Source organism: Peribacillus sp. Hz7 (assembly GCF_042136355.1).
GTDB classification, from domain to species: Bacteria; Bacillota; Bacilli; order Bacillales; family DSM-1321; genus Peribacillus; species Peribacillus asahii_A.
In genome coordinates, this window is the sequence record NZ_JBHHJV010000010.1 from 115,961 (window position 1) to 140,723 (window position 24,763).

General features: G+C 39.1%; 21 protein-coding genes, 1 other RNA gene and 1 other annotated feature. Of the genes, 3 read left to right on the plus strand and 19 right to left on the minus strand.

The window, feature by feature from the left end:
• Positions 1-27: 27 nt before the first annotated feature.
• The 11 genes from ACE199_RS14755 to ACE199_RS14805 form a co-directional block, all read right to left on the minus strand.
• Positions 28-735: an ABC transporter ATP-binding protein gene (locus ACE199_RS14755; protein ID WP_375350447.1), complete on the minus strand. Its 708-nt coding sequence runs from the start codon at positions 733-735 to the stop codon at positions 28-30.
• Positions 735-1,517 (minus strand): ABC transporter ATP-binding protein, encoded by a 783-nt coding sequence (locus tag ACE199_RS14760; RefSeq protein WP_375350449.1) that lies wholly within the window; start codon positions 1,515-1,517, stop codon positions 735-737. The genes ACE199_RS14755 and ACE199_RS14760 overlap by 1 nt, the downstream gene beginning before the upstream one ends.
• On the minus strand, positions 1,492-2,454 hold the full coding sequence (locus ACE199_RS14765) for a branched-chain amino acid ABC transporter permease (RefSeq protein ID WP_127761479.1): 963 nt from the start codon (positions 2,452-2,454) through the stop codon (positions 1,492-1,494). The genes ACE199_RS14760 and ACE199_RS14765 overlap by 26 nt, the downstream gene beginning before the upstream one ends.
• 13 nt (positions 2,455-2,467) lie before the next feature.
• Positions 2,468-3,346 (minus strand): branched-chain amino acid ABC transporter permease, encoded by an 879-nt coding sequence (locus tag ACE199_RS14770; RefSeq protein WP_252282593.1) that lies wholly within the window; start codon positions 3,344-3,346, stop codon positions 2,468-2,470.
• Between the two features lie 83 nt (positions 3,347-3,429).
• A complete protein-coding gene (locus ACE199_RS14775; protein WP_375350451.1) occupies positions 3,430-4,617 on the minus strand; it encodes an ABC transporter substrate-binding protein in 1,188 nt (395 codons plus the stop codon).
• A 285-nt stretch (positions 4,618-4,902) separates the two neighbouring features.
• Entirely contained in the window at positions 4,903-5,670 is a 768-nt protein-coding gene (locus ACE199_RS14780; protein ID WP_119117462.1) for a tRNA threonylcarbamoyladenosine dehydratase, read from the minus strand.
• A 109-nt stretch (positions 5,671-5,779) separates the two neighbouring features.
• Positions 5,780-6,922 (minus strand): M20 family metallopeptidase, encoded by a 1,143-nt coding sequence (locus ACE199_RS14785; RefSeq protein WP_375350453.1) that lies wholly within the window; start codon positions 6,920-6,922, stop codon positions 5,780-5,782.
• Between the two features lie 197 nt (positions 6,923-7,119).
• A non-coding RNA gene (gene ssrS, locus ACE199_RS14790) (6S RNA) lies at positions 7,120-7,304 on the minus strand.
• Positions 7,305-7,359: 55 nt separating this feature from the next.
• A complete protein-coding gene (gene aspS / locus ACE199_RS14795; RefSeq protein WP_375350454.1) occupies positions 7,360-9,132 on the minus strand; it encodes an aspartate--tRNA ligase in 1,773 nt (590 codons plus the stop codon).
• A gap of 12 nt (positions 9,133-9,144) precedes the next feature.
• A complete protein-coding gene (hisS, locus tag ACE199_RS14800) occupies positions 9,145-10,416 on the minus strand; it encodes a histidine--tRNA ligase (RefSeq protein WP_252290959.1) in 1,272 nt (423 codons plus the stop codon).
• Between the two features lie 62 nt (positions 10,417-10,478).
• Positions 10,479-10,715, minus strand: a binding site (T-box leader).
• 75 nt (positions 10,716-10,790) lie between these two features.
• Positions 10,791-10,961 carry a hypothetical protein gene (locus ACE199_RS14805; RefSeq protein WP_164853281.1) on the minus strand — a complete coding sequence of 57 codons (171 nt, stop codon included), beginning with the start codon at positions 10,959-10,961 and terminating at the stop codon, positions 10,791-10,793.
• Between the two features lie 109 nt (positions 10,962-11,070).
• Here ACE199_RS14805 and ACE199_RS14810 point away from each other — a divergent pair, with 109 nt between their 5' ends.
• Positions 11,071-12,792, plus strand: a complete 1,722-nt coding sequence (locus ACE199_RS14810; protein WP_375350455.1) for an N-acetylmuramoyl-L-alanine amidase family protein — start codon at positions 11,071-11,073, stop codon at positions 12,790-12,792.
• Between the two features lie 68 nt (positions 12,793-12,860).
• On the opposite strand, the gene dtd is transcribed toward ACE199_RS14810, so the two are convergent.
• The 6 genes from dtd to ACE199_RS14840 all read right to left on the minus strand — a co-directional run bounded on the left by dtd (position 12,861) and on the right by ACE199_RS14840 (position 21,548).
• Entirely contained in the window at positions 12,861-13,301 is a 441-nt protein-coding gene (gene dtd, locus ACE199_RS14815; protein ID WP_375350456.1) for a D-aminoacyl-tRNA deacylase, read from the minus strand.
• Between the two features lie 12 nt (positions 13,302-13,313).
• Entirely contained in the window at positions 13,314-15,509 is a 2,196-nt protein-coding gene (locus ACE199_RS14820; protein ID WP_375350457.1) for a RelA/SpoT family protein, read from the minus strand.
• Positions 15,510-15,780: 271 nt separating this feature from the next.
• Positions 15,781-16,293 carry an adenine phosphoribosyltransferase gene (locus ACE199_RS14825; protein ID WP_119117469.1) on the minus strand — a complete coding sequence of 171 codons (513 nt, stop codon included), beginning with the start codon at positions 16,291-16,293 and terminating at the stop codon, positions 15,781-15,783.
• Positions 16,284-18,656, minus strand: a complete 2,373-nt coding sequence (recJ, locus tag ACE199_RS14830) for a single-stranded-DNA-specific exonuclease RecJ (RefSeq protein WP_375350458.1) — start codon at positions 18,654-18,656, stop codon at positions 16,284-16,286. Before recJ ends, ACE199_RS14825 begins: the two co-directional genes overlap by 10 nt.
• Before the next feature lie 144 nt (positions 18,657-18,800).
• Positions 18,801-21,053 (minus strand): protein translocase subunit SecDF, encoded by a 2,253-nt coding sequence (gene secDF / locus ACE199_RS14835; RefSeq protein WP_375350459.1) that lies wholly within the window; start codon positions 21,051-21,053, stop codon positions 18,801-18,803.
• 192 nt (positions 21,054-21,245) lie between these two features.
• A complete protein-coding gene (locus ACE199_RS14840) occupies positions 21,246-21,548 on the minus strand; it encodes a post-transcriptional regulator (protein ID WP_252286836.1) in 303 nt (100 codons plus the stop codon).
• A gap of 130 nt (positions 21,549-21,678) precedes the next feature.
• Between ACE199_RS14840 and spoVB the strand changes: the two genes are divergently transcribed.
• Positions 21,679-23,244, plus strand: a complete 1,566-nt coding sequence (gene spoVB, locus ACE199_RS14845; protein WP_375350460.1) for a stage V sporulation protein B — start codon at positions 21,679-21,681, stop codon at positions 23,242-23,244.
• On the opposite strand, the gene ACE199_RS14850 is transcribed toward spoVB, so the two are convergent.
• Positions 23,241-23,900: a DUF421 domain-containing protein gene (locus ACE199_RS14850; protein WP_375350461.1), complete on the minus strand. Its 660-nt coding sequence runs from the start codon at positions 23,898-23,900 to the stop codon at positions 23,241-23,243. The genes spoVB and ACE199_RS14850 overlap by 4 nt on opposite strands.
• A gap of 151 nt (positions 23,901-24,051) precedes the next feature.
• Between ACE199_RS14850 and ACE199_RS14855 the strand changes: the two genes are divergently transcribed.
• Positions 24,052-24,414: a TIGR04086 family membrane protein gene (locus ACE199_RS14855; RefSeq protein WP_375350463.1), complete on the plus strand. Its 363-nt coding sequence runs from the start codon at positions 24,052-24,054 to the stop codon at positions 24,412-24,414.
• Positions 24,415-24,450: 36 nt separating this feature from the next.
• Here the strand turns inward: ACE199_RS14855 and yajC are convergent, their stop codons facing one another.
• Positions 24,451-24,732 carry a preprotein translocase subunit YajC gene (gene yajC, locus ACE199_RS14860; RefSeq protein ID WP_375350464.1) on the minus strand — a complete coding sequence of 94 codons (282 nt, stop codon included), beginning with the start codon at positions 24,730-24,732 and terminating at the stop codon, positions 24,451-24,453.
• Positions 24,733-24,763 lie beyond the last annotated feature (31 nt).

Consider the following 24,763-nt stretch of genomic DNA (forward strand, 5'->3'; position numbering starts at 1 on the left):
AAAAAAAACCGCAATAGCGGTTTCTCATTAGTGCCCACCGAGATAAGCTTTTTTAATTTCCTCACTAGCTGTTAACTCTTCCGCTTCTCCCGATAAAACAATACTTCCTGTTTCTACAACGTATGCTCGGTCCGCAATCGATAAAGCTAGATTAGCATTTTGTTCAACGAGTAAAATTGTTGTTCCTCCTTTATTAATTTCTTCTACAATATTAAAAATTTGTTTTACTAATAAGGGCGCTAAACCCATTGAAGGCTCATCAAGAAGTAATAGTCTGGGCCTAGCCATTAATGCCCGACCCATCGCAAGCATTTGCTGTTCGCCACCCGATAATGTTCCCGACTGCTGTTTAACTCGCTCTAACAATCTTGGAAAAAGCGTATACACTTTCTCTAAGTCTTGCTTAATCCCTGCTTTATCTTTTCGTAAAAAAGCACCTAATTCCAGATTTTCTTCTACAGTCATATTCGCAAACACTCTTCGACCTTCCGGAACATGTGAGATACCTAATTTTACAATCGATTGTGCCGCTTTTCCGCCAATCGATTCTCCCTCAAATAAAATCTTCCCTTGTTTCGGCTTCAATAAGCCCGAAATCGTCTTTAATAACGTACTTTTCCCTGCTCCATTAGCACCAATTAAGGTAACAATTTCCCCTTTGTTAATGTCCATTGAAACTCCGCGTATTGCTTGAATGTTCCCATAATACACATTGATATCTTCAATTTTCAACATTATGACACAACCTCCTCACCCAAATACGCTTCGATCACTTTTGGGTTGTTACGAATCTCTTCGGGCTTTCCTTCAGCAATGAGCTGGCCGTGATCCAATACATAAATTCGTTCACATACCCCCATCACAAGTGACATATCATGTTCGATTAAAAGGACGGTCAAATTAAATTTTTCGCGGATAAAGGCAATTAAGTTCATCAATTCATGTGTTTCCTGCGGGTTCATTCCAGCTGCTGGTTCATCAAGAAGAAGCAATTTAGGATTAGCTGCTAACGCACGGGCAATCTCTAAGCGCCGTTGTTGACCATAAGGCAAGTTTTTAGCTAATTCATGTTGATAATGATCTAAATTAAAGATTTTTAAAAATTCAAGCGCTTTTTCATCCATTTCTTGCTCACCTTTAAAATGAGCTGGGAGGCGTAAAATAGAGCTTATCATACTGTGTTTCGCTAGCGAATGATAGGCTACTTTTACATTATCAATAACAGACAAGTCGCCGAATAAACGAATATTTTGGAACGTACGACTGATTCCTTTTTGGTTAATTTTATATGGCGGCAGTTTCCTTAAGTTCTGTCCCTCTAATGAAATACTTCCTTCTGTTGGTACATACACTCCTGTCAATAAGTTGAAGAACGTCGTTTTTCCCGCTCCATTGGGTCCAATTAATCCAATTAATTCACCTGGGTAGAGTTCAACATTCACATTGGACACAGCCTTTAATCCGCCAAACTGAATCCCGACAGCATCAACTTTAAGCAATGGTTTGTTCGTTGTCATGCTTGTGACCTCCTTTACGCTTAAAGAAGCTTGTAAACTCTTTTGTACCTAATAATCCTTGTGGACGATAAATCATCATAATAATTAAGACAAGGCTATAAATAATCATTCGTGTTTCCGGGTAATCTTGTAGGAAAGTCGTCACAACCGTTAACAAAATAGCCGCTAATACAGCACCAGATAAGCTGCCTAGACCACCTAGTACAACAAAAATTAAAATATCAAACGATTTCAAGAAACCAAAGTTCGAAGGCAAAATAATATAAAAATTATGTGCATACAAGCCTCCAGCAACCCCGGCTAAAAAAGCACCAATCGCAAAAGCAACTACTTTATAGTACGTTGTATTAATCCCCATAGAATCTGCTGCTGTTTCATCTTCACGAATCGAAATACAGGCGCGGCCATGCGTAGAACTCGTAAAGTTACGAATAATTAAAATGGTCAAAAGAACGGAGGCAAATACCCATGGCCACGTCGTCAAATGGGAAACTTGCATGCCGCTCGCTCCACCAACATAATCAATATTCAGCAGAACAATTCGAACAATCTCTCCGAATCCAAGTGTTGCAATTGCTAAATAATCTCCTTTTAGGCGTAAACTCGGGATTCCGATAATTAATCCTGCAAGAGCGGCCATTAGCCCTCCAACTAGTAAGGATACAAAAAACGGCATTTCAAGCTTCATAGTCATAATAGCGGATGCATAAGCACCTACCGCCAAAAATCCAGCATGACCAATTGAAAATTGACCTGTAATCCCAATAATTAAATGAAGACTTGCCGCCAAGATAATATTAATACCAATTAACATAATTGTATTTTGATAAAAGGGATTTAATAGTCCACCGCTAATCATCGTTTGAATAATGGTAAAGAAGATACATGATAGCAAAATAGAGAGCCAAAAGCCTTTTGCTCGCTTCAAAATCGTCATCGCCTTGTCCCTCCTATACTTTTTCTTTTTTATTTTTTCCGAATAAGCCTTGTGGTCTAAAGATGAGGATTAAGATAAGGACAACAAATGCTACACCATCACGCCATAAGGAAAATCCAGCTGCACTTACTAACGCTTCAATCACCCCTAAAAGTAATCCCCCGACCATGGCGCCAGGTATAATCCCGATCCCACCAAGGACAGCCGCAACAAACGCTTTTAGTCCAGGAATGATTCCCATTAAAGGCTCTATTTTAATATAATAAATACCAAAGATAACACCGGCTGCACCCGCTAAGGCAGAGCCAATCGCAAATGTCGCCGAAATCGTGTTATTTACATTAATGCCCATTAATCTTGCCGCATCGGCATCAAAAGAGACAGCACGCATCGCTTTTCCGATTTTTGTTTTATGTACAACAAATTGCAAAATAATCATTAATACAATCGCAACAAAGAAAATTAATAGGGACTGGCTGCTAATTGAAACGCCTAAAATATCAATCTTGCTCGTTGGCATAACATCTTTTGGATAGGCTTCCGGTTGCGCACCGCGAATATAAATCATCCCATATTCGATAAGCAAGGACACACCAATTGCTGTAATCAATGCAGCAATTCTCGTCGCATTCCGTAAAGGTTTATACGCAATTCTCTCGATGAGTACTCCAAAGATGGCACAGACAATCATAGAGATCAATAAAGCTGGTAAAAAAGGTAACTCTAAAATAGTAATAGAATAAAAACCGACAAATGCCCCAACCATAAATACATCCCCATGGGCAAAGTTAATCAACTTAACAATCCCATATACCATCGTATAGCCGAGGGCAATGAGAGCGTATATGCTGCCCAGTGAAAGTCCGTTCACAAGCTGTTGAATCAGTTCCATGATTTTGAACCTCCTTCATTATGATGATAGTTTTTTTAAACCCGAAATAGGAGGCCATTTCGCCCCCCTATTCCGTCAATCTCTTATTCAGGATCGATTTTTGTCTTAAATTGTTGTTCTCCGTTTACAAATTCAAGAATAGAAGCGGATTTAATTGGATTATGTTTATCGTCTAATGTAAATGTACCTGATACTAGTTCAAGATCTTTTGTCGCTTCAAGTGCTTCTTTAATTTTTACAGAATCCGCTGAGCCAGCGCGCTTAATCGCATCCGCTAAGAAATAACCCGTGTCATAGCCTAGAGCGTTGAACGCATCCGGTGATTTATCTTTATACTTTGCTTTAAATGCTTTTACAAAATTCTGAATTTTCTCATCGGGATCACCTGAAGAATAATGATTTGTAATAAAGGTGTTATTTAAAGCGTCTGCACCGGCAATTTCAACAAGCTTAGGAGAATCCCAGCCGTCTCCACCCATAAACGGTACGTCTAATCCCGCTTCACGAGCTTGTTTTACAATTAGGCCAGCCTCTTCGTAATAACCAGGAAGGAAAACAAAGTCTGGTTTCGCTGATTTAATTCGCGTTAATGTCGCACGGAAATCTGTATCTTTTGCAACATACGCTTCTTCAGCTACAATTTCGCCACCGTTTGCTTTAAATTGCTCAATAAACGCTTTTGCTAAGCCTTTTGAGTAATCGCTTGCACTATCAATGTAAACTGCTGCATTCTTCGCTTTTACTTCTTTCGTTGCAAAGTTTGCGGCTACTGTTCCTTGGAACGGATCAATAAAGCTTGTTCTAAAAATGAAATCATTTAATTTTCCATCTTTAAATGTAATATCTGGGCTTGTCCCGCTTGGTGAGATAACCGGTGTTTGACTATCTTGTGCAATTTGCACCTGTGCAATCGTGTTCCCACTTGTCGCCGCTCCAATAATTACCGCTACCTTATCTTGTGAAGTAAGCTTTAATGCTGCGCTTGTTGATTCAGCGGCTTCCGATTTATTATCAACGGTCGTAAGCTCAATTTTCTTGCCATCAATGCCTTCCTTATTAATTTCCTCCAGTGCCAGTTCAAGCCCTTCTAAAATCGATTGCCCATATGAAGCAACACCGCCAGATAGCTCAAGATTAGCTCCAACTTTAATCGTTTCTTCTTTACCTGTAGAAGAATTACTTGCCTTTTCATCCGAGCCGGAACAACCAGCTAGTACCCCTGCCGCTAGTGATAGGGACATAAATATTCCCGCTAGCTTTTTCTTTTTCATGCAAAAATCCCCCCAACGTCTTTTGTAAAAAGCAACAAATTAACTAAATATTTACAAATAAGTAAATATTAAAAATATTCTACCTTAAAAACTTAATTACGTCTATATCCCTATTGTTTTTTTCTATCAAAATAGGGAAAATAAGGGATAAACTATGAATTTTTTCGTTAGAAATACTATTCTCTAGCCCATCTACAAATCCAATTTTATTATTGAACACTAATATTTACGAATCATTCTCAAATAAAAAAACTGACCCTGCCTACAGAGTCAGTTCAACTATATTCATTTCTCATCGCTTACACGGCGGATATCAATATCGCGAACGATATCTCGGACTACCCAGCTTGCAGCAATTAATCCTGCCACTGAAGGAACAAATGCATTGGATGATGGCGGCATTTTCGCTTTACGAATTTTTGCCTCATCGTTACCAACCACTTTTCGAACATCTTCACGAATGACAATTGGACTTTCATCAGAGAAGACAACAGGAATCCCTTTTGTAATGCCTTCTTTACGAAGTTTGGTACGAATCACTTTCGCCAGCGGATCGGTATGTGTTTTAGAAATATCCGCAATTTGAAAACGAGTTGGATCCATTTTATTGGCAGCACCCATGCTGGAAATCATCTTGATATTACGCTTTAAACATTCTTTCATCAAATGTATTTTATACATAATCGTATCAGACGCATCAATGACATAATCTAAGCCATAGCTGAAAAATTGTTCATATGTTTCTTCTGTATAAAACATTTTTAAAGCAATAACTTCACAGTCTGGATTAATTTCTTTTACGCGGTCGCGCATCAATTCAACCTTTTGCTGTCCAACTGTTGAAAGCAGGGCATGAATTTGTCGATTAACATTTGTAATATCTACATCATCTTTATCGACTAAAACAAGACGTCCAACACCGGAACGTGCTAAGGCCTCTGCTGCAAACGAGCCGACTCCGCCAATACCGAGTACAGCGACCGTTGAATTTTTTAATAAGTTTAAGCCTTCCTGGCCTAAAGCTAATTCATTTCGCGAAAATTGGTGCAACATTATTCTCAACTCCAATAAAATTACTTATAAAGTCAAGAATATAACATAACTACAGTACATGACAAGTTAAAATGAAAAGCCAGCCTATCGGAATGATTCCCGCTCTGAATTATTCCGACAGCTTTTGGATAACGGTCGCTAATAATAACGTTCGTTCCAATAAACTCGAGATGACTAAATACTCCTCTTCACTATGAAAGAAACCACCAATTGGCCCTAGCCCATCAATTGTCGCCACTCCCATAGCAGATGTAAGGCAAGCATCTGAACTTCCACCTGTCGCCGTATCTGTAATCGTTAAACCAAGCTCCTGCCCCGCCTGCTTAATTACGGATAGCAGAGCCTCTGTTCTTTGGTTTTTTTCCATTGGAATTCTCTCTATTTTCCCAATTACATTTGTTTTTGTCCCAGCAATATAATTTGTTGCACAAATTTTTTCAATTTGCTCTTTCAAAGGATTGATTTGCTTTTTTTGTGAAATACGGACATCCACATGAGCAGAAGCTTCAGCTGCTACAGTATTGGCAGCCGTTCCACCTTGTATAAGACCAACGTTTACACTAATTCCTTCTTCATGATTCGTCAATTGCTGAAGTTTAATCACTTTATAAGCTAGTTCTTCAATGGCACTGTGACCTTTTTCTGGCTCAATCCCGGAATGGGCTGCTTTACCCTCTACAAAAACCTTAAACTGCCCTCCTCCTCTTCTCGCTGTTACAATTGAACCATCTGGACGTGCCGCCTCTAAAATTAAAGCATATTTTTTATTGATAGCCTGCTTCATAATAAGTGACCTAGAGGTTGGAGACCCAAGCTCTTCATCACTATTTAAAACAATCTGAACGTTCTGGTATCCCTTTCTTCCTGTCTGCTTCATGCATGTTAGTGCATAGATTAACTCAACTAAGCTTGCCTTCATATCAATTACACCCGGACCATATGCACGGCCGTCCTTCATTGTAAATGGCCGTCTTTTCGCCGTTCCTTCTGGAAAGACTGTATCCATATGACCGATAATGATAATTTCAGGTTGTACAGCATCACGATGTTGGATAACTAGATGATTACCATGCGCTTTTTCTTCTACTACCTCTACGATAAAACCAAGACGCTCAAATTTTACTTTTAGTAACCCGCTTATTTCATCAATCCCCGACTTTATGTGAGAACCGCTATCTATATTTACGATTTGTTCTAAAAAATGAAGCATTTCTTGTTTCTTTACGTTCAATAGATCCTTCAAGATGCCCACTCTTCTCTTCACTTGTTATCGTTATTATATATGTACGAAAGTTTACCAGGAATGTGCTGTTATATTATGATTATTTACTTTTATCTACTATATTAACTCGTTTACCTGTTAAATTGATATATTTACCTGCCAATGGCAGTACTTTACCCGTTAAATGCAAAAGACCCTACGTATGTAGGGTTGTACATTCATGATTAAGAGGTCCCAATTATGCCGTTTGTGCCCTTGTTTTGAACCCGCTCTCCGCAGGTGGGTGCTCTGTTCTAAACGATTGTAAGTCCTCTCAAGGAGGCATGTACGCGGCTTAGAAACTTGGGAGCTCCCTTAACTATAAGTGTTCGGTCAAAACTTATAGGTTTGGAAACGTACACATCAGGACTCTCTCTTACTTGGAAATATCATACCATATTGCTTTTGTCTGTTTCAAGCGATATTGGTTATGATTTTTTTGAAGGTGTAATCGCTAAATTCAATTCTTTTAGCTGCGCTGGACTTACCGTACTTGGTGCCGCTGTTAACAGGTCGCTTGCGCTTGCTGTTTTTGGGAACGCAATTGTATCACGCAAGTTTGTACGACCTGCAAGCAGCATCACTAAGCGGTCTAAACCAAGAGCAATTCCGCCGTGTGGAGGCGTTCCGTATTCGAAAGCATCCATTAAGAAACCAAACTGCTCTTTTGCTTCTTCTTCAGAGAAACCAAGTGCTTTGAACATACGCTCTTGAACATCGCGTTCAAAAATACGCAGAGATCCACCGCCAAGCTCATAACCATTTAAGACAATGTCATACGCTTGAGCACGTACTTCTTGTGGCGCACTTTCCAATTTATCTAAGTCTTCACGGAATGGCATTGTGAATGGATGATGTGCTGCTGTATAGCGTTTTTCATCTTCATTGTACTCAAGAAGCGGCCAATCTGTTACCCAAAGGAAGTTGAATGCAGATTCGTCAATTAAGCCGCGTTCTTTCGCAAGCTTCACGCGAAGAGCCCCAAGTGTGTCCGCTACAATGCTTTTCTTATCGGCACAGAACATGATAATATCGCCAACTTCAGCTTTCACAGTTTGGATTAACGCTTCTTCAAGTTCACCAAAGAATTTCGCGATTGGTCCTTTTAAACCGTCTTCTTCAACTTTTAACCAAGCAAGACCTTTTGCACCGTAAATTGCTGCAAATTCTGCGTAAGCATCCATTTCTTTACGAGAGTAGTCCGCAGCTCCGCCTTTGACTACGATTGCTTTTACCTGGCCGCCTTTTTCAAGAGCACCTGTAAATACTTTTAAGCTGCTTTGTTTCGCCACTTCAGCAATATCAATAAGTTCCATGCCGAAGCGAGTATCCGGTTTATCTGAACCATAACGATTCATCGCATCATCATATGTGATACGAGGGAATGGAAGTGTCACATCTAAGCCTTTTACTGCTTTCATCACTTTAGCCATCATGTTTTCTGTCATAGACATAATGTCTTCTTGGCTCATGAAGCTTGTCTCAATATCGATTTGTGTGAATTCAGGTTGTCTGTCAGCTCGTAAATCTTCATCACGGAAACAACGAGCTACTTGATAGTAACGTTCAAATCCAGATACCATCAATAATTGTTTAAATAATTGTGGTGATTGCGGCAGGGCATAGAATTCCCCTTCATGAACACGGCTCGGTACTAAGTAATCACGTGCTCCTTCTGGTGTACTTTTTGTTAAAATTGGTGTCTCAATGTCTAGGAATCCTTCGCTATCTAAATAGTTGCGGATTGCTTTTGTCGCTTTATGGCGCATGTTTAATGTTTCAAACATCGCTGGACGACGTAAATCTAAATAACGATATTTCAAACGAACATCTTCAGAGACATCCGTATTTCCATCGATAGCAAATGGAGGAGTTTTCGCTTCGTTAATAATCGTAATATTTTCAACTTGTACTTCAATTGTACCTGTTGCAATATTTGGATTCACCGTTGTTTCATCACGTTTTACAACCGTTCCTTGCACATCAAGAACGTATTCGTTACGAACTTTCTCAGCAATGGCTAAGCTTTCCGCTGATACATCTGGGTTGAACACAATTTGAACAACGCCTGTACGGTCACGCAGATCAATAAAAATTAATCCACCTAAATCACGTCGCTTTTGAGCCCATCCTTTTAATGTTACTTTTTCACCAATTGCTGTTTCTAACACTTCTCCACAGAAGTATGATCTACCAAACATCTTAGTTCCTCCTTAAGCTTGTAACTTCTTAAATTGTTCAATAAATGTTGCTAAGTCTAATTCAACTTGCTCGCCTGTCGCCATGTTTTTAAGGTTGATTTTGTTATTTGCTAACTCATCATCCCCAAGTACAGCCACATATCTTGCTTCTAATCGGTCAGCTGATTTAAATTGTGCCTTTACTTTACGGTCTAAGTAATCTTTTTCAACAGTAAAGCCCGCATTGCGCAATTGGTAAGCAAGCTTGACCGTATAATCACGCGCAGCATCTCCTAAGGAAACAAAATAGCAGTCAATGCCTTGCTCAATAGGAAGCTTGACGTCTTCTGCTTGTAAAGCCGCAATTAAGCGTTCAATACTAAGAGCAAAACCAATACCCGGTGTTTCTGGACCGCCTAAACTTTCAGCAAGGCCGTTATAACGCCCGCCTCCAGCTAATGTTGTAATCGCCCCAAATCCTTCCGCTTCACTCATAATCTCAAATGCCGTGTGATTATAATAATCCAAACCACGTACAAGCGTTGGATCTTCCACAAATTCAATCTCTAAATCTGTCAAATGCTGTTTCACCTTATCAAAATACGTACGTGATTCTTCATTTAAATAATCAATAATCGACGGAGCCGTTTTCATTAACTCATGATCATGATCTTTTTTACAATCTAAAATGCGAAGCGGGTTCTTTTGCAAGCGATTTTGACAATCGCCGCAAAACTCACCAATGCGCGGTTCAAAATGATTAATTAACGCATTGCGGTGAGCGATTCGACTTTCGCTATCACCTAAACTATTAATGACAAGCTTTAGTTTTTTCAACCCTAACTCTTGATAAAGGTTCATCGCTAATGCCAGCACTTCTGCATCGATAGCTGGGTCTTTGCTGCCCAAAGCTTCTATTCCGAATTGAACAAATTGACGGAAGCGACCCGCTTGTGGACGCTCATAACGAAACATTTGTCCAATATAATAAAGCTTAACTGGTTGTGATGGATGACCAAACATTTTATTTTCAATATACGAACGAACAACAGATGCCGTTCCTTCTGGACGCAGTGTTAAGTCCCTTCCACCGCGATCTTGAAACGTATACATTTCCTTTTGCACGATGTCTGTTGTATCACCTACACCGCGTAAGAACAGTTCCGTATGCTCGAAAATCGGTGTGCGAATTTCTTTATATTGATAGCGACGACAAAGCTCGCGCGCTGTATTCTCAATGTATTGCCAGATCTCCGTTTGGCCCGGCAGTAAATCCTGCGTACCTCGTGGAATTTGAATACCCATTGCGTTCCCTCCATTCTTATTTGCCCATACAAAAAACTCTCGTCCCCTGTAACTCAATCGCTACAAGGGACGAGAGTTGAATATCCCGTGGTGCCACCCTAGTTGAAGCACGTAATAAGTGCCTCCTCTTTTAAGCAGTTAACGCCTGCCTACGTTCATCTCCTACTAAAGAATGCTTGTTCAGAGTGAAGCCTACAGAGTGTTCTTTCATTAAGGCATCATGTGGAATGCTCTCAGCCTAAGGCATTTCCTCTCTTTTCATGTGTATCTTAACTACTTTTCTCCATCATTGGTTGTTGCAGTAATATGTATGATATTCTATAATCATACGGACGTTGTCTTCAAATGTCAAGACTCGCTCGACAAATTTCGCTTTACCGTAAATGCTTTTTTAGATTTTTAATTGTCCGAACGTTCACGCCAAATTCAGTCGCTAATTCAATTAAATTAGTGCTTTGCTCTTTTTGAATAAAATCGTGAAAGTCGACTCCTGTTAATTGATTGGCACCAGTTAAACTCGTTTGCCCTTTCTCACTAAATTTCATAAACGAACCCCCTCCTCATTTAGTTATAGTATTTCCTATTAGAGGGTTTTTTAAATATTGAAATGTTACATATAAACAAAATTTTATCTAAGAGGAGGCATTGAGCTCATTGAAACAAAAAGGGATCATACTTACTCTCGCTTTACTTATCATATTCATTGCTTTTCCACATGCATACGCCTTTAGTGAGCAGCAAAAAGTTACCGCAACATCCAACAGCGTCAATGTGCGCAATGGAGCAGGACTTAGCTTTCCTGTCATCAGTCAATTAGCAAAAGGGGAAGAATACGTTGTTATAAAAGAAGAAGGCGATTGGATTCAAATTAAATTATCAGCAGCCAAAACAGGCTGGGTTGCCAATTGGCTTGTAGAAAAAACTGAAACAGTGAACCAGACAACGGAGCAAGGTACCATCATTGGAGACTCTGTTCGCATTCGTACTGGACCTGGAACATCCTTTCAAACGATTGGTTCACTATCTCACGGTACAGCTGTCAACATCACCATAACAGACAACGAGAATTGGCTCGAAATCAAAACCGATCATGTACAAGGCTGGGTAGCTAAGCAATATGTTCAGCTTTCTGCCATCAAGCAACCTGAAAAAGCAAAAGAAGCGAAAACAAAAACAAAAGAACTATATACAGGCTTAGTAAACGTTGATCAATTAAATGTACGCTTACAACCATCTACGAGCGGAGCAGTTTTAGGCAAATTAGCGAAAAATAGCGAAGTGACTGTTTATCAGGAAGAAGGCAATTGGGTGCAAATTAACTTCCAAAATTATAAAGGCTGGGTTTTAAAGCAATATATTCAAACAAAAGATGCAGCATCCAGCCGGGCAACCGCAAAAGTATTAGCACCAAATTTAGCCGTTCATAAAGAGGCCTCGCTAACGAGCAGCATATTAGGTGAAGTCAAAAAAAATGAAAGTTATCCTATTATAAAAGAAAAAGGGTACCTAACACAAATTCAGCTTAATTCGAAAAAAAAAGGGTGGGTAGCTAACTGGTTTTTAGAAAAAGAAGAACAGCCAGCACTCTCTTCCGAAAAAAAGAAAGCAACGAACGGCACAATTTCCATTATGTACGATGATACATTGATTCGAGAAAAACCAACTGCAAATTCAACCATCCTTAAACAAACAAAAGAAGGAGATACCTTCTCGGTTACAGGTCTTGAAGACGATTGGTATAAAGTAAAATGGAAGAGCGGAAAAACAGGCTATGTAGCGGGCTGGATGGTAAGCATCGATGGCCAGCACGAACAAGTTACCCGCCCTGGTGTAGAAAAATATTTAAAAGATAAGGTCATTATTATTGACCCTGGTCATGGTGGACGTGATGGCGGAACAATCGGCCTGCGAGGCACACTTGAAAAGCATTTAACAAGTCGCACAGCCAAGCTGCTATACGACAAGCTACATGCAGCTGGAGCCGATGTCATCTTAACAAGAAGTACGGATACATATGTACCGCTTCCCTCTCGTGTAAGCATCTCTCATATTCATAACGCAGACGCTTTTATTAGCCTGCATTATGATAGTACGGTAAATCTCGCAACGAGTGGAATCACGACCTATTATTATCATGGATATCAACAAGCTTTAGCCTCATCCATTAGTTACTCGCTCGCCTCGGCCTTACAAGTTGAAAACCGCGGGCATCGCCTTGGAAATTATCACGTACTAAGGGAAAATAAACGAGCAGCAGCACTAGTCGAACTCGGCTATTTAAGTAACCCTGCTGATGAGTTAATTGTCACAACAAATGACTATCAAGAAAATGTCACATCGGCAATCTACAACGGACTTGCTCGATATTTCAAATAAGGCTATGTTACTAGATATAATGAATCTACTATTAAACAACAAAAAAATCCCTGATAGGGATTTTTTTGTTACTTACTTTCTAATATTAGGGTGACAGGCCCATCATTTGTAAGCTGAACATCCATCATTGCACCGAATTGCCCGGTTTCGGTATGGACGCCTCGCTTACGAATTTCCTCATTAAATCGTTCATACAACACCTCGGCCTCTTCCGGACGTGCTGCATCCATAAAGTTTGGACGACGACCTTTGCGACAATCACCATATAGCGTAAATTGAGAGACAGAAAGAATAGAGCCACCAACATCAAGAACCGAGTGATTCATTTTTCCATTCTCATCTTCAAAAATTCGTAAATTCACAATTTTTTCAGCTAAATAAGCAGCGTCTTCTGCTGTATCACCATGAGTGACACCCACTAGCAAAACAAGACCGCTTTCAATTTCACCAATTGTTTCTCCAGCTACTACTACTTTAGCTGCCTTTGATCGTTGCAATACTACACGCATAAATAAAACTCCTTAATTCATCATCCTTCTTACAGAATAGACATCTGGAATTTGCTTAATCCGTTCGACCACTTTCTGTAAATGAGCCAGATTAAAAATATAAATGGACATATGAATCGTCGCTACTTTATTACGATCTGATTTTCCTGAAACAGCCGAAATATTTGTTTTTGTTTCATTTACCGCTTGTAATACTTCATTCAACAAGCCTCGACGATCATAACCGCTAATTTCAATTTCCACTGTATATTCTTTTCGATCATTCGCAATACTTTCCCATTCAACCGGAATAAGGCGATTTTCATCTTCGCTTACATCTAGGTTTGTACAATCTTTTCGATGAACTGAAACACCGCGCCCTTTTGTAATATAACCAACAATTTCATCACCCGGCACCGGGTTACAACAACGAGAAACACGAATTAATAAATTATCAATTCCTGGTACACGTACACCCGATTCACGCTTTTTACTCATTGGGAACGATTTTAATTCAGAAACCGCATTTTTAATATCCGGCTCTTGTTCACGTTCCTTTTGTTTGCGTAATTTTTCCGTTAAGCGATTAGCTACTTGCAGCGCAGTTATACCATTATAGCCGACAGCAGCAAACAGATCATCTACATTAATAATATTAAACTTCTCAGCTACTCTCTTTAAATTATCCTGCGTAAGAATTTCTTTTGTATCAAATTCCATCGCCTTAATCTCTTTTTCAACAAGCTCTTTTCCTTTTTCAATATTTTCCTCGCGGCGTTGCTTTTTGAAAAAGGCTCGAATTTTATTCTTCGCTTGTGAAGTTTGCGTTAGTTTTAACCAGTCTTGACTTGGGCCATACGAATGCTTAGATGTTAAAATTTCAATAATATCGCCCGTTTTTAATTTGTAGTCTAGCGGAACCATTTTCCCATTTACTTTTGCACCGATTGTTTTGTTACCAATCTCCGAGTGAATTCGGTAAGCAAAGTCAATTGGATTCGAACCAGCCGGCAGTTCAATTACGTCACCCTTTGGAGTAAAAACGAACACCATGTCCGAAAATAAGTCAATTTTCAGCGATTCCATAAATTCCTCAGCATTTGTAGCATCATCTTGAAATTCAAGAATTTCACGGAACCATGTAAGCTTATCCTCAAGTGATGGCTGATCGCTTGCATCTTTTCCTTCTTTATACGCCCAGTGAGCTGCAACACCAAATTCAGCAATTCGATGCATATCACTCGTCCGAATTTGGACTTCTAGCGGATCACCTTTTGGTCCAATCACTGTCGTATGCAAAGATTGATACATATTTGGCTTCGGCATAGCGATATAATCTTTGAAGCGCCCCGGCATTGGTTTCCAACATGTATGAATAATCCCAAGTACGGCATAGCAATCTTTAATGCTGCTGACAACAACACGAACTGCCAACAAATCATAAATTTCACTAAATTGCTTATTTTGCATTACCATTTTACGATAAATACTATAAATATGTTTTGGCCTTCCTGAAATATCTGCCTTAATGTTCACAGCACCAACACTATCCCGAACTTCATTAATAACCTCTTGAAGATACTGCTCACGCTCAGCACGCTTTCGCTTCATTAAATTAACAATGCGATAATATTGCTGTGGATTTAAGTAGCGAAGCGCTGTGTCCTCAAGCTCCCATCTAATCGTACTAATTCCAAGTCGATGAGCAAGCGGAGCAAAAATTTCTAATGTTTCATTCGAAATTCTACGTTGTTTTTCTTGCGGCAAGTGCTTCAATGTCCGCATGTTATGCAAGCGATCCGCAAGCTTAATTAAAATAACACGAATATCTTGAGCCATAGCAACAAACATTTTGCGATGGTTCTCTGCTTGCTGTTCTTGCTGAGATTTATATTTAATTTTTCCGAGTTTTGTTACACCATCAACGAGCATCGCAACTTCAGCACTGAAATGTTCCTCAAGGTCCTTCAGCGTCACTTCGGTATCTTCCACAACATCGTGCAAAAAGCCCGCTGCAATCGTCGCTGGATCCATTTCAAGATCGGCTAGAATTCCAGCTACTTGAATCGGATGAATAATATAAGGCTCACCCGATTTACGATATTGCTCACGATGAGCATGCTCAGCATATTTGTATGCTTTATAAACAAATTCAGCTTCTTCGGGCTGAAGATACCGGCTCGCTATTTCGACAACCTGCTCGGCAGTCAATATTTGATCATTAGCCATGAAATCACCTTAACCCCACTTTAACTGCCACCGGTATCTTATTGTCTCTATTTATACTAATACACCGGATTGAGTATAATTAATCATATCTATTAGACTTCATTCAAAACACGACAATTTTTGCAGAAAAAAAACATTATTGTTACTATTATCGAAAAAAAAAGGGAGGATGTAAAGAGAATTCCTTGTATTTTCTTAATAACTGGCCATTTTTTATTAAGCAGCCTTGTAAAAAAGAGCATTCTATTTCAAGAATGCTCTTTCTTCATTATTAATATGTCATTAATGTTAAGACATCGTAGCCGTTTAGTTTATCTCTGCCATCTAAATCGCTTAACTCAATTAAGAAGGCAATCCCTGCAACTACTCCGCCTAATTCTTCCACAAGTTTAATTGTTGCTTCGATTGTGCCTCCTGTTGCCAGCAAGTCATCGGTAATTAACACACGCTGTCCCGGCTTAATCGCATCTTTATGAATCGTTAGTACATCTTTCCCATACTCTAATCCATACTCGACTTTCACAGTTTCTCGTGGAAGCTTCCCTTCTTTACGTACCGGTGCAAAGCCAACCTCTAATGCATAAGCAACTGGGCATCCAATAATGAAGCCACGTGCTTCCGGTCCAACGACTAAATCAATCTTTTTATCACGTGCATATTCTACAATCTGATCTGTTGCATATTTATAGGCTTGACCATTATCCATTAACGTCGTGATATCTTTAAAAATAATTCCTTTTTTCGGCCAATCTGGCACAATTGTTACAAATTGCTTTAAATCCATTGCTTTGTTTCCTCCTCAAGGTCTATTACCTCTTGAATTAATTCTTGATTGAACCAATCGAATAATTGCTGATAGGAAGAATAAACAAGCTCTTTTTCAAGCTCAAATTGCTCTTTCTTTCGTTGATACGATATTGAATCAGTTAGTTCGCGTTTTTTCGCATTGGTTTTAAGCATAATTAATCCATTATCTATTGTAACAAAATCTAATTCAAAAAACACCTTAGAAATAAAATCAATTGTATTTCGGGACCAACCACGGTATGCAGCAAGGTCATCTCCATATCTTCCTAAATCGAGCGGCCCTTTTTTCGATAAAAATGCATAAAACCATTTAAAATGGTCCCGAGTTGGCATCGTACTTAAGAAATGATCTTGTTGATGAAAAAAGTGAACATAAATCCGCTCTGGTTGTTGATTACGGATGATTTTCTGTAAAATCTCGCGAGACATTGGCAGGTCCATCAATACTAAATAGCTATTAATTCCTTCTATCCTCTCTACATCCTGCTCCGTTTGAACCAACATCACATCTGGATAATCTTGCAAAAACGGATACTGTTTCATCGTCTCTGCCGAAAAAACAATGATTTTTCGCTTCGTTGGCAAAATCTCCGTTAACCACTTTTCCACTTGCCCTTTACCACGATAATCAAATAGCTGCCAATGATCAACAGCAACATCTTTCACAAAAATTTGCGGCTTTTTCATATTATTCCATTCATTAATAGAAAGTTCTCCAATAACGGACACTTTGGCATGCGGAGCAATATGATCAGCATAATGTCCTAAGCCAAATCCCACCCCATCAAGCTGCTTATCTTCCTCTGCAAACTGGAACTTTAAATGATTTTGATTGGCACCGATTTTTCGAATGCCTGCAAGCTGAACAGAATCAAGTAAAACTTTCGGTTTAGGATTGCTGACACCAAATGGAGCTAATAAGCTCATTTCCTCAATTGTTTGAATGGAAGCCTCTTCAATATGTACGGCTCCATCTAAGCTCACTACAGGAATAAAATCTTCCGCTGTTAATTGTTCAGCCGCCAATTGATTTAAACGCATACGCAATTCGGGCACATCATCAATTTGTAACGTCATTCCAGCTGCCATTGGATGACCTCCGAAATGAGGTAATAATTCGCGACAAGTAGATAAATTCCGAAATAAATCAAATCCAGCAATACTGCGTGCTGATCCTTTTGCTAAACCTTTTTCTCGATCATAACTTAGAACGATTGTCGGTCGATAATAACGCTCAACAAGCTTTGAAGCAACAATTCCTACAATACCTGAATTCCATCCCTCTTTCCCAACAATCAGAACCTGATTATTAGCGAGTGGATAATGTTCTTCTACTTCACGAATTGCTTCCTCTACTGCTTCTGCTACAATTGCTTGACGCTCTTTATTGAGCTCATTAATTTCTTCTGAAAGCTCAGCTGCCTCTAACAAATCTTCTGCCATTAGTAAATCAACAGCAGGATCTGCAGGACCTAAACGTCCGGCTGCATTTAAACGCGGCGCCAAAGAAAACCCAATCGACTCTTCCGTTAACGAACTTTGCTCAATGTTCGCTACTTTCATTAAAGAAACAAGACCTGGTCTTCTCGTTTGGCGCATCTTTTCAATCCCTTTTGCAGCAATCAAGCGATTTTCCCCAATCAACGGTACTAAATCTGCAATCGTTCCAATCGCAGCAATTTCTAGTAAGTCTTCCGGCAGTTCTCCAAGCAGGGCATGTGCAAGCTTGAATGCTACCCCAACTCCAGCTAATTCTTTGAACGGATAGCTGCTATCTTCTAACTTTGGATGAATGATAGCGAATGCTTCTGGAAGCTCTGGTCCTGGTTCATGATGATCTGTCACAATATAATCCATCCCAAGCTCACGGGCAAGTGCTGCTTCTGCTACGGCAGCAATTCCTGTATCAACGGTAATTAATAGCTGAACGCTTTCACTAGCAGCAAGACGAAAAGCCATCTCATTCGGCCCATATCCTTCTGTAAAACGATTGGGAATATAGAAATCTACGTGAGCGCCTAGTCTTTTTAGCGTTGTCATCATCACCGTTGTCGATGTGACACCATCCGCATCATAATCGCCGAATATGCGAATTTTCTCGCCACGGTGAATCGCCTCTTGTATACGATGAACGGTTTTATCCATATCTTTTAATAGAAATGGGTCATGAAACGTTTGTTTTTTTACATATAAAAAAGATCGAGCAGCTTCGACATCATCTAAGCCTCGATTAACTAATAGCGTTGCTACTAGAGGTGTAATATGAAGCTGTTCCACTAGTGCAGTAATTTTATTTGAATCAGCGGCTTGTACATTCCACCGCGTTTTTGGCTTTAACATGAATTCACCCCTCAATCTATTCATTATACAAAAAAGAGAGGAGCAGTTTCAATTTTAATTTCACACTCAAAAAGAGCGCCTCTTATCTGCCAATTCCATTAAAAAAAAGAGACTGACATATTGCCAGTCTCTCCATTCAAAAGCTTATACTTGTCCTTCTAAGCTTTCTCTTTTCACTTTTTCTGTTTTTAACGTACCTTTTTGCTTCAATTCTTTTGCCTTCAAATCGAGCCAGAATTGAGAAGCGATGTATAGAGAAGAGTACACACCACAAACCATCCCAATAAATAGCGCAATCGAGAAGTTACGGATGGATTCGCTGCCGAAAATCATTAAAGCGATAATCGTTACAAGAACGGTTAAAACGGTGTTAATCGATCTTGTTAATGTTTGACGAATACTAATATTCACAATTTCTTCAAGCTCTTCCACTGTTTTAATTTTCTTCTTCTTCCGTAAATTTTCGCGGATTCGGTCAAAGGTAACAATTGTATCATTAATCGAATACCCCACGATTGTTAAAATCGCGGCAATAAACGTAATATCTACTTCTAATCGCAGAACGCTGAAAAGCGTAATGACAAAAAAGGCGTCATGTATTAAAGCAACAACAGATGGTACAGCCATTCTCCACTCAAATCGTACAGAAACATATAAAATGATTCCAAGTGAGGCAATGGCTACAGCAATTAACGCATTTTTCGCTAACTCTTTACCAACCGTTGGTGAAACCGTACTAACATTTGGCTCAACACCAAAATCTTTACTGAAGTGATCCTTCAATTCAGCAATTTCTTCTTTATCTAGAACACCGATTACACGAACGACACCAATTTCATTATTTGTACCCGCGAAATTAATATCCTTCACTTCAATATCTAGCTTGTTCATTTCTGTTTCAATTTGCTGCGTTGTTAATGGCTTATCTCCGCCAATTTCAATGCGCGTTCCACTTGTAAAATCAATACCAAGATTTAACTTAAATACAAACAAGAAGATAATCCCAATAATCGTGATTACTGTTGAAATGCCGTAAAACACTTTTCTATTCTTAACAAAGCCAATACGATCAAATGGTGTGCTTAAATCGGCTAAATCAAGCTTTTCTGATAATTGATGAACATCTTTCTTTCTTACTCCAAACCAGCCCGGACGCTTATCAAAGATGCCGCTTTTTACCCATAAGCCTAAGAAAAGTCGTGTACCGTAAACAGCAGTGATGAAACTCATTAGAATCGAAATAATTAACGTTGTAGCAAACCCTTTAACAGAGCTTGTCCCAATAATGAATAAAACGGCTGCGGCAAGCAACGTCGTTAAATTCGCATCAAAAATCGTAGCTAGCGAGTTTTTGTTTCCTTCCGCAAAAGCTGCTTTTACGGAACGGCCTAATTTCAATTCATCCTTAATTCGCTCATAACTAATAATATTCGCATCAACGGCCATCCCCACTCCGAGCACCAATGCTGCAATACCTGGAAGCGTTAAAACCGCATTCATCCAGTCAAACACAAGAAGCGTTAAAAAGATATAAATCGTTAGTGTAACAATCGCGATAAAGCCCGGGAAGCGATAGTAGACTAACATGAATAAGAAAATTAAGGCAATCCCGATAATACCAGCGTAAATAGTTTTGTTAAGCGCTTCTTCGCCAAACTGTGCGCCTACAGACGTTGAGTATACTTCTTCTAAATCAACAGGAAGAGCACCTGCATTTAATAAATTCGCTAATTCTTTTGCTTCTTCTACTGTAAATTGACCTGTTATGTATACTGTATTCGTATTAAATACTTCACTTACTTGTGGTGCAGAAATCATATTATCTTGTGATTCTATTTTCGCAAATGAATCTTTGCCTTCTTCAAAGTCTAGCCAAATCGCTAAGACATTTGTTCCTGGTTCCATTTGTGAAATCTTTTGTGTAATTTCTTTAAATTTGTTGGAATCTTTTAACGTAATTTCGACAACTGGTTTATTATCTTGGAACGTTTGTTTAGCACCGCCTTCTTTTAAGTCGGCACCTGTCATCATTTCCTTATCGTTGAAATCACGGAATGATAGTTTAGCTTGAGTCGATAAAATTTTACGGGCGTTATTTTGATCCGTTACACCAGCTAATTGAACACGGATGCGATCCTTGCCTTCAATTTGAATATTCGGCTCACTAACCCCAAGTACGTTGATACGTCTTTCAAGCGCACCTTGTGTACTTGTCAATATAGACTCCGTAACTTCCCCGCCATCAAGTGTTTTTACTTCATAAAGTACTTCAAAACCACCTTGAAGGTCTAGTCCCAATTTAATATTATCGAGAATACCCTTGGATGTTGTGCCCATTGCTGAAAAAATCAAAATAGCAATGAGGAAAAATGCCACAATCCTGCTTCTTTTTACCATTATATAGTAGGCCCCTTTCTATAATATGCCTATGACCTTGATGTTGTATTGCTCATTCGAATCGCATTCGAAAGAAGTGCCTGTGTTACCGCAAACTTTACCTTTTACCAGAAAAATGCATAACCATAAGTATTATGATTCAAATTCAACTAACTGTCAATTTTTTCGAAGAGCCGCTCTTCTATACGCACTTTAGTCACGTAACAAATCTTTCAATTCCTCTGATGACAAAGGTTCAAAAAGGCTCGGTGCTTTATAAGCAGCAATCATTTGAAACGTCATAAATTGACTGCTTGAAAGAGCTAAAATATCGGCGACAATTTCATGAATACGAATCGTTTCTTGTGGACGCTTCCATGTTTTGTCTGTTAAGTAACTCCAAATGTCCTCTTCTGTCACCGCATGTAATCCGAGCATCCTAAACTCTTCCCGCTTGCTTTTTAAAGCTGGCTTTACCTTAATGTAATATCGTTGATAAGGATGATTCTGTGTCATCGCTTTTCCCCCATCGAAGAAAGATTATTTGTATCTAACGCAAACACTTTTGTCATGCTTTGTCCAAGTCACTGCATATAGTTAATTGTATAATATGACAGCTTGTTTGAGAAGGCAGGGATTGTAAGCAATGTCAAAATTCTTAAAAGGAACATTAATTTTAATCGCAGCTAGCTTAATCACAAGGGTACTCGGATTTATTAACCGAATTGTTATCGCCCGCTTTATCGGGGAAGAAGGGGTCGGGTTATATATGATGGCACTCCCGACATTATTTCTTGTTATTGCGATTACTCAATTTGGACTTCCAGTTGCCATTTCTAAATTTGTTGCTGAAGCACATGCACGGGGTGATGAGCGAAAAGTAAAAAAAATTCTTGTCGTTTCCCTCGCCTGTACTTTTTCGTTATCCATGATTTTCACACCACTGTTAATTATACTGGCTCCTATACTTTCTGAAACTTTATTTACAGATCAACGTACGATTTGGCCTTTACTAGCGATTGCCCCTGTCGTACCAATTATTGCGATTTCTTCTGTTCTGCGCGGTTATTTTCAAGGTAAACAAAATATGAAACCTTTTGCCCTTTCTCAACTGATTGAACAAATAGTACGAATCACCTTTATTGCAGTCTTAACGAAAACCTTTTTACCTTATGGCATTGAATATGCGGCGGCAGGAGCCATGCTAGCGTCCATTATTGGAGAGCTCGCCTCCCTTCTTTACTTACTGCGTGCCTTTAAATTGAAAAAACACTTTAAATTACGTAAAGGCTTTTTTAAGATGGCTCACTCAGGCAAAGACACATTTACCGAATTAATGGGCATCGCCGTTCCAACAACGGGCAGTCGAATGATCGGTTCTTTTGCTTGGTTTTTAGAACCGATTGTAGTCGCTCAAAGTTTAGCGATTGCTGGTGTAGCTACAACTGTCGCTACTAAGCAATACGGGGAATTAACCGGATACGCCTTGCCCTTATTAATGCTTCCTTCCTTCATTACATCTTCCCTTGCTACATCACTTGTTCCAGCGGTAAGTGAAGCAAAGTCAATTGGAAATATGAAATTAATTGAACACCGATTGCAACAAACATTAAATATTACCTTCAGCACAGGTTGTTTAGCCGTTATTGCTCTTTATGTGTTTGCCGACCCGCTTTTAGAGCTGATGTACGGCTCCTCAAACGCTGCGGTTTTTATTAAATTTCTCGCACCTTTTTTTGTTATGTTCTATTTTCAAATTCCTTTACAAGCCATGCTTCAAGCATTGAATTTAGCGCGAGCGGCGATGATTAATAGTTTGATTGGCGCCATCGTTAAAATTGTCGTGATCTTCTTATTAGCGACAAAAGAGAATTTTGGCATTATGGGAGCAGCCATGGGGATTGCTGTCGGAACAGTGCTCGTAACCTTTTTACATTTCTCAACCGTCTTAAAAGTCGTACCGTTCACCATTCATGTTCGCAGCTACTGTTCTGCTCTGCTCATTGGTCTCATCTCGGGTGCCAGCGGTTATTATATGTTCCATTATCTTTTAACTAACTTCTCGATTAGTGCTCGATTACTAAGTTCACTGACTATTCTTCTGATTACGTATATTGTACTGATGCTTGCTACTGGGAACATTAAAAAGAGTGACCTAAAGCGCATTCCGCGAATTGGACCTTTTCTAGCCCGTTTTGCATGGCGCCCTTAACTGTCACTTTGATCAATATACAGCGTTCCGTTCTTATAGCTACATAGGGATATTTTCTTTATATCTTCATAGCCCCGTTTCTTTAATTGCTGACGAAGCCAAAACTGATTTTGCCCAATGTGTTTGAGGCTATCCTCTTGTACTTCGCCATCCATAATTAGGGGAAAGGCAGTCTCCTTATGTTCGGAAACTGCCTTGTTATCTCGTTTAATAACAGACAGCTTACCTGTTGTTTCTAAAATGGCAAATTGAACCTCATTGATATCAATAATGCCTTTTTCACGAAGCTGTGTCAGTAAATCGTCAAAATTATAGCGTTGCTGGCGCATTGCTTTTTCATCAATCTTCCCATTGTTAATAATAATACTAGGACTACCGTCTAGTACTTTACGAAACTTCGAGCTTTTCAATGAGATATATGAAAATAAGAGTTGAATAACGAGTAAAATAAGCATAGGAAAAAGAATTTCCAGAAAAGGTTTTTCCTGTCTTTCAGCTGCAATAACAGCAATGTCCCCTAGCATAATAAAAACGACTAAATCTAAAATGCTTAATTCACCAATTTCACGCTTACCCATTAAACGAAAAATAATTAAAATAAGCAAATAACTGATGACTGTTCTTAAACCAATCGTGGCATACAACTCCACATACATACACTCCCTTGCTCATTAAATAATCATTCCTTATTAGAATGTGCAAGAATTGGGAAAATATTTTTCCATTTTTTAATCGTTTGGTCTAGGCAAGGCTTTCTCCGAATATGCTTGTACTAAAAAGGGGGGAACGACAATCGAAACAAAAAGAATGAGCTTCGCCATCCTATACGGTGTTAGCACCATTTTTGTTTTAGCGATAATTGCCAGTCTTATCTTCTCTACATTGCTTCGCTTTACAGCATTAACAGAATCGTCCATAAGTCTCGTTGTAATGATTGTCACATTTTTATCGATTTTCATCGGGGGCTTTGTATCAGGAGGTAAAGGAAGAAAGCAAGGAATCCTACTCGGTGGAGGCACTGGAGTTGTCTACTTAGCGATTATTTTATTATTTCAATATTTAGGTCACGATTCATTATTTTCTGTAAAGCAATGGGTTTCTTATGGATGCTTCGTTGTGACCGCTATAATGGGAGGTATACTTGGAGTAAATATAAGTAAAGGGGAATAAAGAAACCGAGCGGGAATCCGCTCGGTTTCTTTATTATTAAGCTTCTACCTTCTCAAGTGCACTTTCAACGACTTCGCGAATTGCTTGTCTGTCAAAAGTTAATTTTGTACCGTCTGATGATTTAATAACCACTTTCAATTCATCAATTGAATCCACTGTTCCATGTAAGCCGCCAATCGTCACAACTTTATCGCCTTTTTTCAAGCTGTTCTGCATTTCTTTAACAGCGTTTTGACGTTTCTTTTGTGGACGAATAAGTAGAAAATAAAACAGCACAAACATAAGTAGTAATGGTGCTAATTGTACTAAACTGTCCATATGTAATCTCCTTTCTACGTAATATGTATGG

Excerpts from the sequence above, each read along its gene's own strand:
- yajC (WP_375350464.1), bottom strand. The coding sequence starts at position 24,732 with ATGGACAGTTTAGTACAATTAGCACCATTACTACTTATGTTTGTGCTG.
- ACE199_RS14775 (WP_375350451.1), bottom strand. The coding sequence starts at position 4,617 with ATGAAAAAGAAAAAGCTAGCGGGAATATTTATGTCCCTATCACTAGCG.
- ACE199_RS14840 (WP_252286836.1), bottom strand. The coding sequence starts at position 21,548 with ATGACACAGAATCATCCTTATCAACGATATTACATTAAGGTAAAGCCA.
- ACE199_RS14765 (WP_127761479.1), bottom strand. The coding sequence starts at position 2,454 with ATGACGATTTTGAAGCGAGCAAAAGGCTTTTGGCTCTCTATTTTGCTA.
- ACE199_RS14825 (WP_119117469.1), bottom strand. The coding sequence starts at position 16,293 with ATGGATTTAAAGCAATTTGTAACAATTGTGCCAGATTGGCCGAAAAAA.
- ACE199_RS14805 (WP_164853281.1), bottom strand. The coding sequence starts at position 10,961 with ATGAAATTTAGTGAGAAAGGGCAAACGAGTTTAACTGGTGCCAATCAA.
- hisS (WP_252290959.1), bottom strand. The coding sequence starts at position 10,416 with ATGGGTATTCAAATTCCACGAGGTACGCAGGATTTACTGCCGGGCCAA.
- spoVB (WP_375350460.1), top strand. The coding sequence starts at position 21,679 with ATGTCAAAATTCTTAAAAGGAACATTAATTTTAATCGCAGCTAGCTTA.
- ACE199_RS14780 (WP_119117462.1), bottom strand. The coding sequence starts at position 5,670 with ATGTTGCACCAATTTTCGCGAAATGAATTAGCTTTAGGCCAGGAAGGC.
- aspS (WP_375350454.1), bottom strand. The coding sequence starts at position 9,132 with ATGTTTGGTAGATCATACTTCTGTGGAGAAGTGTTAGAAACAGCAATT.
- recJ (WP_375350458.1), bottom strand. The coding sequence starts at position 18,656 with ATGTTAAAGCCAAAAACGCGGTGGAATGTACAAGCCGCTGATTCAAAT.
- ACE199_RS14850 (WP_375350461.1), bottom strand. The coding sequence starts at position 23,900 with ATGTATGTGGAGTTGTATGCCACGATTGGTTTAAGAACAGTCATCAGT.
- ACE199_RS14755 (WP_375350447.1), bottom strand. The coding sequence starts at position 735 with ATGTTGAAAATTGAAGATATCAATGTGTATTATGGGAACATTCAAGCA.
- secDF (WP_375350459.1), bottom strand. The coding sequence starts at position 21,053 with ATGGTAAAAAGAAGCAGGATTGTGGCATTTTTCCTCATTGCTATTTTG.
- ACE199_RS14770 (WP_252282593.1), bottom strand. The coding sequence starts at position 3,346 with ATGGAACTGATTCAACAGCTTGTGAACGGACTTTCACTGGGCAGCATA.
- ACE199_RS14855 (WP_375350463.1), top strand. The coding sequence starts at position 24,052 with ATGAGCTTCGCCATCCTATACGGTGTTAGCACCATTTTTGTTTTAGCG.
- ACE199_RS14820 (WP_375350457.1), bottom strand. The coding sequence starts at position 15,509 with ATGGCTAATGATCAAATATTGACTGCCGAGCAGGTTGTCGAAATAGCG.
- dtd (WP_375350456.1), bottom strand. The coding sequence starts at position 13,301 with ATGCGTGTAGTATTGCAACGATCAAAGGCAGCTAAAGTAGTAGTAGCT.
- ACE199_RS14760 (WP_375350449.1), bottom strand. The coding sequence starts at position 1,517 with ATGACAACGAACAAACCATTGCTTAAAGTTGATGCTGTCGGGATTCAG.